This window comes from Mesorhizobium sp. CA12, assembly GCF_020165255.1.
Taxonomy (GTDB): Bacteria; Pseudomonadota; Alphaproteobacteria; order Rhizobiales; family Rhizobiaceae; genus Mesorhizobium.
On sequence record NZ_JAIUHT010000034.1, the window covers coordinates 1 to 10,159 of the forward strand.

Annotated in this window: 11 protein-coding genes and 1 pseudogene; 6 read left to right on the forward strand and 6 right to left on the reverse strand. The window is 61.2% G+C overall.

Annotated features, from left to right (window positions below; all coding sequences use genetic code 11):
• Positions 1–244: 244 nt before the first annotated feature.
• Entirely contained in the window at positions 245–1,141 is an 897-nt protein-coding gene (locus LB520_RS28995) for a GlxA family transcriptional regulator (protein WP_224532761.1), read from the reverse strand.
• Between the two features lie 189 nt (positions 1,142–1,330).
• Here LB520_RS28995 and LB520_RS29000 point away from each other — a divergent pair, with 189 nt between their 5' ends.
• A complete protein-coding gene (locus LB520_RS29000) occupies positions 1,331–1,840 on the forward strand; it encodes a GAF domain-containing protein (RefSeq protein ID WP_140842608.1) in 510 nt (169 codons plus the stop codon).
• Between the two features lie 19 nt (positions 1,841–1,859).
• On the opposite strand, the gene LB520_RS29005 is transcribed toward LB520_RS29000, so the two are convergent.
• Positions 1,860–2,921, reverse strand: a complete 1,062-nt coding sequence (locus LB520_RS29005) for a YeiH family protein (protein WP_224640211.1) — start codon at positions 2,919–2,921, stop codon at positions 1,860–1,862.
• 358 nt (positions 2,922–3,279) lie between these two features.
• Here LB520_RS29005 and LB520_RS29010 point away from each other — a divergent pair, with 358 nt between their 5' ends.
• The 3 genes from LB520_RS29010 (at position 3,280) to LB520_RS29020 (ending at position 5,811) form a co-directional block, all read left to right on the forward strand.
• Positions 3,280–3,741 (forward strand): GNAT family N-acetyltransferase, encoded by a 462-nt coding sequence (locus LB520_RS29010; RefSeq protein ID WP_224632354.1) that lies wholly within the window; start codon positions 3,280–3,282, stop codon positions 3,739–3,741.
• Positions 3,742–3,868: 127 nt separating this feature from the next.
• Complete coding sequence (locus LB520_RS29015; RefSeq protein WP_095767765.1) at positions 3,869–4,252, forward strand: ACT domain-containing protein; 384 nt, start codon at positions 3,869–3,871, stop codon at positions 4,250–4,252.
• 125 nt (positions 4,253–4,377) lie between these two features.
• The gene (locus tag LB520_RS29020) at positions 4,378–5,811 is read left to right on the forward strand and encodes an aldehyde dehydrogenase family protein (protein ID WP_224640212.1); all 1,434 of its coding nucleotides are present in this window, start codon (positions 4,378–4,380) and stop codon (positions 5,809–5,811) included.
• A 969-nt stretch (positions 5,812–6,780) separates the two neighbouring features.
• Here the strand turns inward: LB520_RS29020 and LB520_RS29025 are convergent.
• Positions 6,781–7,107 (reverse strand): hypothetical protein, encoded by a 327-nt coding sequence (locus tag LB520_RS29025; protein WP_095767762.1) that lies wholly within the window; start codon positions 7,105–7,107, stop codon positions 6,781–6,783.
• 161 nt (positions 7,108–7,268) lie between these two features.
• Between LB520_RS29025 and LB520_RS29030 the strand changes: the two genes are divergently transcribed.
• Positions 7,269–7,442, forward strand: coding sequence for a hypothetical protein (locus LB520_RS29030; RefSeq protein ID WP_224640213.1), 174 nt, complete (start codon positions 7,269–7,271; stop codon positions 7,440–7,442).
• A gap of 131 nt (positions 7,443–7,573) precedes the next feature.
• On the opposite strand, the gene LB520_RS29035 is transcribed toward LB520_RS29030, so the two are convergent.
• Both LB520_RS29035 and LB520_RS29040 read right to left on the reverse strand, forming a co-directional pair.
• Positions 7,574–7,807, reverse strand: coding sequence for a hypothetical protein (locus LB520_RS29035; RefSeq protein WP_140633997.1), 234 nt, complete (start codon positions 7,805–7,807; stop codon positions 7,574–7,576).
• A gap of 397 nt (positions 7,808–8,204) precedes the next feature.
• The gene (locus LB520_RS29040) at positions 8,205–8,720 is read right to left on the reverse strand and encodes a hypothetical protein (protein ID WP_224627080.1); all 516 of its coding nucleotides are present in this window, start codon (positions 8,718–8,720) and stop codon (positions 8,205–8,207) included.
• Positions 8,721–8,971: 251 nt separating this feature from the next.
• On the opposite strand from LB520_RS29040, the gene LB520_RS29045 reads away from it, so the two are divergent.
• A complete protein-coding gene (locus LB520_RS29045) occupies positions 8,972–9,622 on the forward strand; it encodes a hypothetical protein (protein WP_224627078.1) in 651 nt (216 codons plus the stop codon).
• A 104-nt stretch (positions 9,623–9,726) separates the two neighbouring features.
• Here the strand turns inward: LB520_RS29045 and LB520_RS29050 are convergent.
• Positions 9,727–10,159, reverse strand: a pseudogene (locus LB520_RS29050) (hypothetical protein); the annotation flags it as partial.

Genomic DNA, 10,159 nt, shown 5'->3' on the forward strand with positions numbered 1-10,159 from the left:
CAAGGAAGCTCCTGGTCGTCCTCAACGCTATCATTCGCGACAAAACCGCATTCGCATGAACACAGTTGCCATGCCGTTACGTCGGCCAGACAATGCAGCGGTGCAGAAAATCCTTGCTGCGGCCGGGTGCCAATTCTGCATCGCCAGACGCTTTCAGGTCACGGCATGGATCCTAGGGTCTTCGCTCCGCTGCGCGTCGCTTCGCCCTAGGATGACGAAGGAGCGTGGAGCCGCACCACTCCACCTAATGCCGCCGCATCGCCTTAGGCGCGTGCCCGTGCTCCTCGCGAAACGCCCTTGCAAAGCTCGACATCGAAGCAAACCCGCACGCCAGCGCCACATCCCTCACCATCAGCGTCGAATGCGCCAGCAGGTCGGCGGCGCGCTTCAGCCGCAGCCGCCGGTAATATCCGTTGGGCGAGATATCCAGCTCGGCGCGGAAACTGCGCTCGAGCTTGTCGGCCGACACGCCGAGCCGTTCCGCCAGCTCCGCCATGCCGAGCCTTTCCTCGACCGCATCCTCCATGATGGCGATGGCCGACAGAACCAGCTCGTTCTGGACGCCGGTGCGCAGCCTGAGCGGCATCAGCTTGCGGTCGACGCTCGACCGCAATGGCGAGTGCACGAACCATTCGGCGACGCCCGCCGCGATTTCGGCGCCATAGTCGCGCGTGATGATTTCCAGCATCATGTCGAGGCTGCCGACGCCGCCGGCCGAGGTGAAGCGCTTGCGGTCGATGACGAAGAGATCGCGCCGAAGCTCGATTTCCGGAAAAGCCTCGCTGAAGGCTGCCTGGCTGGTCCAGTGCAAGGTGCAGGCATGGCCGTCGAGCAGGCCGGCGCGGGCGAGGAAGAAGGCGGCGTCGGCGACAGCGCCGATATGTGCGCCGCCGCGCAGGCTTTTGCGGATCCAGCTCATCGCCTCATCGGCCACGACATGATCGGCATCGCCGCCGGAACACACGACGATGCGGTCGACCTTCGGCGCGTCGGCGGCCGAGAAACCGGGTTGGATGACGACGCCGTTCGATGCCTCAACCGTACCCGCATCGGCCCCGACGATCACCCATCGATAGCAGTCGCGCTTGGCAAGAATGTTGACGGCGCGCAGCGGCTCGATGACGGACGAAAATGCCATCATCGGAAAACCGGGAAAAACCAGCACCGCGAAGGTGAGGGGCGCTTCGCGCGGTTCCGGCGGCGCACGGTCGCGTTTTCGGCTGGCGAGGCTGTCGCTCACGTTTTTGTATTTCCCACGTGCTGCATTGGTGGCAGAGAAGACCAAACTGTAGCCGGCCCCTCGGCTGGCTTGCAACGGAGCAACAACACGATGTTTGCGGCAACGGCAATCGACACAAGCAACAAGCCGGCCTTCTACAAGGAGTTGGCCACGCAATTGAAAGCGCTGCTCGAAGGCGAGGGCGATTCCGTCGCCAACGCCGCCAACACCGCGGCGCTGATCTACCAGATGGTGCCCGACCTCAACTGGGCCGGCTTCTATTTCCTCGCCTCCGATGACGAGCTGGTGCTCGGACCCTTCCAGGGCAAGCCCGCCTGCGTTCGCATCGCCGTCGGCAAGGGCGTCTGCGGCAAGGCCATCGAGCTCGACATGTCGATGCTGGTCAAGGACGTCAACGAATTTCCCGGCCACATCGCCTGCGATGCCGATTCGCGCTCGGAGCTGGTCGTGCTTCTGCGCGATGCCGAAGGCGCGTTCGGCGTGCTCGACCTCGACAGTCCGCTGCCCGGGCGCTTCGACAAGGAAGACCAGACAGGCATCGAGAAGCTCGCCGCGATCTATGTCGCGGCCTGTGAGTTCGAGGACGATGATGAAGGCTGATAGGTGAGGCGACCCTGCCTTACACGAACTTCACCAGCATCAGGCTGAAGCAGCCGATGAAGATGAAGGCTGAGAAGGCCAGCATCAGCGGCCGCAGTCCGCGCGAGCGAAGCCCCGAAATATCGGCCTGCAAGCCCATGGCCGCGAGGCCCATGGTGAGCATGATCTGTGCTGCGAGGGCGATCGCCGAATGGATCTGCGCCGGGATCGCGATCAGGCTGTTCAGCGCCACCACCGCGACGAAAGCCGCGACGAACCAAGGCAGCGGCGGCCTGGCGCCGGAAGCATCACTGCTGCCGCGGCGTGCCATGACACCGAGCGCGATCACCATCGGCGCCAGCATGGCGACGCGCGTCAGCTTGGCGACGGTCGCCGTCTCGCCGGCCTGCGAACCGTTCTGGAAGCCGGCGCCGATCACCTGCGCCACCTCATGGATCGAGGCTCCCGCCCATAGGCCGAAGGCGTGCTGGTCGAGCCCGAAGACCGGCGCCAACAGGGGAAAGCCGAGCATGGCGATGGTGCCGAACAGCGTGATCGCGGCAACCGCGTAGGTCACGTCCTCGTCGCGCGCGTCGGTGACAATGTTGGTGGCGACTATTGCCGAAGCTCCGCAGATCGAGGTGCCGGCGGCGATCAGCTGGGCCAGCTTGGTATCGACGCCGATCAGCTTGCCGAGCGCGACGGTGAAGAGGAAGGTGGCGCCAAGCGTGGCCGCGACGATGCCGACGCCGCCAAGGCCGATGCCCGACACCTGGCCGAACGTGAGCTGGAAGCCGAGCAGCACGATGGCGAAGCGCAGCAGGCGCTTTTGCGAAAAGGCGATGCCGGCCTTGGCGTGGGCGGGCAGGCCGAGCACGTTGGAATAGATCGTGCCGGCCACCACGGCCAGGATCATCGGGCTGAACAAGGCAAAGCCTGAGACATTGTGGGTCGAGAAGGCCACAGCGGTGATCATCGCCACCAGCACGACGCCGGGGATAATGCCGTTCCAGGCTGAATCGAGCCGCTTGCGGCCTGCGGCCAGATCGGCAGAAATCGGGCTTGTCGGAATATCGTTCGCGATGTGGATGGCGGAAGACAATGCAATTCTCCAGGCGAGTGCGCCGGAGGAATGTCATTCCCGAACAAATCTTTCCAACGAATTGTTCTGGTTGGAATGATCGATTTTCACGAACGATTGGTTTTTGAGCTGACGATGGAACACCCACGAATTCGACAGGCTGGGCCAATCTCAAAATCTTGACGGGCTGAACTTCCTGTCCCAGCGTGGCGCATGTTCGTTTTTGCACCCGCCATCACCAAGCGACGTCGCCTCTATACGATGGGGAGCGGTAAGCCGATTGCGCGACGACAAACACCGGCCGAATAAATTCCGGTTTGTTCGTTTCCCGCCCCGCCGCGACATCCGCCGGCGGGGCTTTCATGTCTGGAGCCTTGCTGTGACCAATTCTTCCATCCGGTTTCGGCCGGCCGAACGTGCTGACGCTGCCACGATCAGGGACATCGTGCGCGCCGCCTATTCCAGATGGGTGCCGTTGATCGGCCGCGAGCCGATGCCGATGCGCGCCGACTATGACAGAGCAGTTGCCGAGCATCCGTTTGAACTTGCCGTCGAGGGCGATCGCATTGTCGGCATGATCGAGACCATGCTGGAGGAGGATCACCTCTGGATCGAGAATGTCTGCGTGGCGCCGGACGCGCAGGGCAGGGGCATTGGCCGGCTGTTGCTCGAACGGGCCGAGCACAAGGCGCGCGCGGCGAGCCGCTTCGAATTGCGCCTGCTGACCAATGGCGCCTTCGCAGCCAATGTGTCGCTTTACAAGAAGCACGGCTATACGATCGACCGCGAAGAACCGTTCATGAACGGCACGACGGTCTATATGAGCAAGAAGCTGGCATAATACAGAACGCCATCGATGATCTCTGTAGGATTGCTCCCAAGTTGACGCAGAATCTCGGTTTGGAGCAGATTGCTGCCGCTCAGACGTGCATCGAATCCGTGATCGCCGACAAACAGAGGAGGTTCGGATGGCAATCAGGGTCCGGTTGAAGCCACTCTCGGGGCGGTATGCGGTTTCGCGCCTCGCAGCAAAAGAGAGCATTCCTGGCTGGGCCGACGGACCGGGTTTCGTCAGCATCACCAGGACCGAGGACGAGCTTTCGGTCGTCTGCCTGCAGGAGCGGGTGCCGGACGGGGTGCAGCACGACAGGGACTGGGTCGCCCTGAAACTCCAGGGTCCCTTTGCCTTCGACGAAACAGGCATCGTGCTGTCGGTAATAAAGCCATTGTCGGAAAACGAACTCGGCATTTTTCTGGTGTCCACCTTCGATGGCGACCATCTGCTCGTCAAAGTGGAGGATGAAGCCGCCGCAAGGGGGCTTCTGGTCGCGGCGGGGCACATTCTTCTGTAGCCGCCTGGCTCAATTGCCCGCCCTTGTGTTTGACATCGCTCTTGCCGCATCGTCATCTCTGACGCGATGCGACGATCCGGCGATCGCCCCCCAATCACATCAGATATCCCGCCCAAGGAGAAATCATGTCCCACAATCTGCAGTTCTATATCGATGGCGTGTGGGTCGATCCTGTTGTGCCCAATACACTCGACGTCATCGATCCTTCCAACGAGGACGCTTTCGCGCAGATTTCGCTGGGCTCCAAGGCCGATGTCGACAAGGCGGTGGCGGCGGCCAAGCGCGCCTTCGCCACGTTCGGCTTTGCTTCGGTCGAGGAGCGGCTCGATATCCTCAACCGCGTCATCGAAATCTATAAGAAGCGCAGCAAGGACCTTGCGCTCGCGGTCTCGCGCGAGATGGGCGCGCCGCGCCAGATGGCGCTGGACAGCCAGGTCGGCGTCGGCCTTGCGCATCTGGAGAAGATGGCCGAGGTGCTGAAGACCTTTCCGTTCCGCCACATCAAGGGCACCTCGCTCATCGTCAAGGAGCCGATCGGCGTCGTCGGCCTGATCACGCCGTGGAACTGGCCGCTGAACCAGATCACCTGCAAGGTCGGTCCCGCGCTTGCCGCCGGCTGCACCATGGTGCTGAAGCCGTCCGAGATCGCGCCGCTCGACGCCATCATCTTCGCCGAGATCATCGACGAGGCCAGCGTGCCGAAAGGCGTCTTCAACCTCGTCAACGGTAACGGCCCGACCGTCGGCCAGGCGCTGGCCAGCCACCCGGATGTCGACATGATGTCCTTCACCGGCTCGACCCGCGCCGGCATCCTGGTCGCCAAGGCGGCGGCCGACACCGTCAAGCGCGTGCATCAGGAGCTCGGCGGCAAGTCGGCCAACATCCTGTTCCCCGATGTGGATCTGGAGCGGGCCGTCACCAAGGGCGTCGCCGGCTGCTTCGGCAACAGCGGCCAGTCCTGCAACGCGCCGACCCGCATGTTCGTGTCGCGCGACCGCCATGACGAGGCCGCCGGCTATGCGAAGAAGGCGGCAGAGAAATTCACCGTCGGCCCGGCCGATGCGCCCACGTCGAAGCTCGGTCCGGTGGTCAGCCAACCGCAGTTCGACAAGATCCAGGACCTGATCCAGAGCGGCATCGACGAAGGCGCCACCCTGGTTGCCGGCGGCCCCGGCCGCCCGGCCGAGCTCAACCGCGGCTACTATGTCCGCCCGACGGTCTTCGCCAACGTGACGCACGACATGCGCATCGCCAGGGAGGAAATCTTCGGGCCGGTGCTGTCGATCATGCCCTACGACACAGTCGAGCAGGCGATCGAGCAGGCCAACGACACCGTCTTCGGCCTTGCCTCCTATATCCAGGCCAAGGACATCGAGAAGGCGCGCCAGGCGGCCGCCCGCATGCGCTCCGGCACCGTCTACATCAACTACCCGGCCTGGGACGCGGGCCTGCCCTTCGGCGGCTACAAGCAGTCCGGCAACGGTCGCGAATATGCCGAATACGGGCTGGAGGATTTTCTCGAGATCAAGGGTATCGCGGGGTATGCGGCGGCAGAGTAGGGCACCGTAGCCAGTGATCGTCAGCGCTGAAGTAAAAAAGGCGCGGTTCAACCGCGTTCTTATTTTTTGAAAACAAGTCGACCAGGGACGGCCACTATACTCAAAGACTGATCCAACGGAGACATCGCCTGGTCGGGATGAGATGACGCGTATCTATTAGGCTTGGCTGATGCGATTGGGGCTGGCTGACTGGTTGTGTTTCTCGAACAATCGGAGCTTTGCCGGATATCCAAGCCGTATCGGTGTTTGGCAGCCCCCGCATTTGAATGTAGCCACGGACTTGAACCAGGAGCCTTTCCGGATAATCGGATGCCGGCATCTTGGACATTCGAATCTGAGATCTGTCTCATTCAGGTTTTTAGGAATCGACATTTTGCCACACGCTCCTATGCACCCACCGATAGCACGTTAAAGTAGCAATGTTTCAGTCCTGCGACCGCCAGACTGCCGCGTTGTAACGAGAGTGATTCCTGGCAACCGAACTGCGATCAGGGCCAAGCATCGTGCTCGACCGACCGAGCATTTGGCTACAAGGCCACCTTTCTGCGAAACACACCAGAAAGGATATTTGGTAAGGATTAGTTCAACCGGGCCGAGTATGGTGAGAGTGGCGGCTCCAGCTTGGGGGGGTGGATTGGGCCAGAGCCGCCTGCACGGTCATTGTGTGGCAGTAGACCGCGCTGTGTCAGAATAGAACAGCGCGGTCTATAATTAGTTAACGCTAATTAAATGCGGCGGCTACCCTAACAGCCGCCGACTCGCCGTGATTCATTGTGGCCTGCCGGCGTACAAGCTGGGCGTGGTTGCCAGCATGGCTCACCACCCGTCGCAATTTGAAAATGCCGTTCTTTCCGAACTTTTCAAGTAATGACCTGGCAACCCGAGGGCATAGGTCTTCCGGTAGGATGATGGAGCGCGAAAAAGCCCCGCCGGCGAGATGCCTGCGGGGCTTTTTCAGCGGATAGTCGATTAACGGCGATCGCTTCCGCGGCCATCATGGTGGTCGCCGTTGTTCGCGCCCAGGCACATGGCGTAGTAATCGTCATGGTTGCTGCACGAATTGAGGGCCGCCTGCTGAGCATAAGCCGAACCAGCGAAGCCGAAGACAGCAACAATGGCGAAAATTGCATTGCGAACAATCTTGGACATTTCGATTTTTCCTTTGTTTAAATTCCGGTCGAGCCGGTCGATGGCGGTTTTCCTGCAGTTTGGTTTCGGTTTGATGGCGCTTGAACGCAAATTTGTTTCGAAACGGCAACGGCAGTAGCCGAGCCGGCCAGACGCCTCGCAAGCCATGGCGGCTCGTTTGCATACAAATGTTTCAAAGCCTGTCCTTCTCGTTACGAGCCTTGCGCTTGCGTGCAATGCGGCGGAAACAACCGTTGGTCATCTAAGGCGCCATCATGAAGGCGGCGGGATTCCCCCGTTACAGCCATGGCGAATTGAGGATAAACTTTATGTCGATCCTGAAGACATTGAATCGCATGGGCGCGGCGTTGAAATATGCGCAGGATGCCCGCAAGCCAACGCGGATACGGAACGGCATGCCGTCCGACAACCAGTTGGATATTTGCTGGCCGGTGATGCCGACAACCAAGCATCTGTCCTCGAACATCTGGGGCGGGATCTGAGATAGCGATCGCTTGGAAGCCCGCTCGTCGACCTGCGCATGGCAATCGTCACCGCGCGAGCCGCAGGCAACGCGCCGTAGCCGCGCTTCTCGGCACCTCCCGAGCTCGTCGCGAGCGTGTTGACGCGCGATTTATCCGCGCCCCGCCTCGATGATGCCGACCATCGCCCGGGTAAATTCGACCATGCTGTTTGCGGTGATGGCGGCATTGTCGGGGGATTGACCGATGTGCTCGGCCGCTCCGCAACAGGACCGGCGGATGCTATCGTAGTATGGATCTCTCTCATCGTCCGGTAGTGCAGCCAAATTCAGGGCGCGACGGTGGATCATGCGCAGTAGCTGCGCCAATGCTGTTTCGACACTCATGCGTTTTGCTCCGCATCGGTCGAGCGTCTCGGCACACCGAGTGCCGGATCGTCGATCGGGAGATTTCCCGAGTCGAACAGGCTGCACTGTAGCTATTAATATATCGTTGATCACTAATATATGAAGCGCATCGTCACAATGTTCAGATGCGAAGGGTGCCGATCCGAGGTGCGGATGACATATGGGCACAAACTGGCGATGTTCGAGCGATCCCGGCACTTGACGGTGAAAGGCTCAAAGTAAGTAGTTGAAGGCCGCCTATGCGCCGGGACGCGGATAGGCGTCGGCACGCACCCCAATCAGCATCGTCAAGGCCGTATGATCGTGGTTCGTTACGGCGAGCGCGCGCGGAAGGAGGAGCGGTCCTGGAAATCTGCGATCGGCCACAGACAGTGCGTCAGGAACCTGCCCGCCGGGCAAAATGCTCATAAGTCACCCGCCAGGAATCGCTCTCAGTCATCCTTTCCTCGCCGATCCAATGGAAGCTGTCGGCCGTGATCTCGGTGAAGCGCCAACGGGCTTGCAGGCCGCGCGAGTCATGGCCGATCTGGACGATGTCGTTGCCCTCAGCCCGCCCGATCTGGCGTGAGTAATCCTGGTTGAGCGGATCGCTCCAGATGATGTGCCAGCCGTCGATGCCGGGATCGAAGACGCGCAAGGTGGTGCCGTACATGATCGAGGGGGCAGGGCGCCTCGGCCTGATCCAGAGGTCCTGGACGGCACGGCCTTCGAGCACCCAGCCGAAATGGCATTCCCCATCCCATTTCCGGATCGTGCCATCGTCGAGATGGTGGACCGTGTCCATGTCCCAACTGCCGATCAGCCAAGCGTACAGGTCCATGTCTTTCGCCCAGTCGGTGGAAGGGCCATCGGAGGTGAGGGCGGTGAGAAAAGGGGACATTGTGGTCGTCATCGCTTTCTCCAAGGCGAGCAGGGAGCTGGAACATCGCCGCGATAACTTGCGGCGTTGTGGTTTCTGGGTCTTGGGAAAAATTGCTGTGTTGCCGCTATCGCGATCGCCCCCCACAGCATCCTTGATGCAGCGGATTCATCCACTAGTTAATTCCGTGGGCACCGTATTCGCTAGTTTTTGCCTTGGGGCGGCGGTTTAGACGTTCTGACCGCATGCCGCGCAAGGACAGCTGGGCACATTTGGAGACTACCGTGCGTCAATCCCTTGGATTCAGCTTGGCTTATTTGGCATTTGCTTGCTCGATCGCGGTAGCTTGCGCTGGAACTGCAGCCGCCGGCCCGCACGGCGGGGGGCATGACGGTGGCGGCCATCAGGGTGACAACGGGGGTCATGGCAGCCATGACAACGGCGGCAACGGCAAAGGCAAGGGCAAAGGCAAAGGACCTGCCGGCGATCCCGCTGATCCCGTAGGCGCCAGCGGCAGTCCGTCGTCGAACGATGACGGGATCAGCACCACTCCAACGGCCTCAATACCGTCACCTCCAGCTGCCATTGTCGACCTGTCCACAGGCGGCGGACATTCGCTCGACCTCCCGCCCGCCCTGCAGCCTCTCGAAGACAACACTGTTCTATCAGCGGTCCACCCGATCGAAGCGCTGCCCGGTGTCCCGGATAAGGTCGTTCGCGCCTGTCAGGACGCAATCGAGCAGGCCGCCGCCAAGTTTGGTGCGGCCAGTGTGCGCGTCAGCAGCGCAGGTTCCATACGTCGGTTGAGCAAACGCAAGATCTCGGCCCCCATTCAGGTCAGCATCGACTATATGCATCAGGGACGGGTGGAGACGCGTGAGGCGCCGGTCGGGTGCGAATTGAACGCGAAAGGCAGCGTGATCGGTCTGACGTAGCGCAGAGCGGAACTCCTTGCGATCCCCTTTTCCGGGCCTCCGTGTGTTGCGAATGGTGCAGGCTAATGACTGGAGCGTTCACCGTCGTCGCAATCGTTTTGAATTCAATCCGACATCGGGTGTATTGGCCGGAGGGCAAAGGGAAGCGCGATAGTACGCATGCGGATCACCTGCGAGGAGTTGCGAAGCTTGCTGCGCGTAGTCGTCTTCTGGCTGACAGCCTTCATCTGACCGGTGCCGACCGATGCGCGGCCAGAGCGAGGCTGCAGCGGCGGCTCAATTTGCGCGCTGCGGCGCTCAGCTCTGAGTTTGTCATTGTCCGCGCGTTTGGCAGCCAGGTCGCGGGCCAGAGAAACAGTGGCTTCGCGCTGATTGTCCAGAGCTTCGTTCAGCCTGGTGACCTCTCCTGAAAGTGCTGGGGACGTGCCGCGCTCCAGGCGGGCTTTATTAAGGTCCTCACGGATCGATGCTGCGGAAGCGCGTTCTCGTGTCAGAGCCTGCGCCGTCTCGGCTGCGGTCTGCTCGGCACGCTCTTTT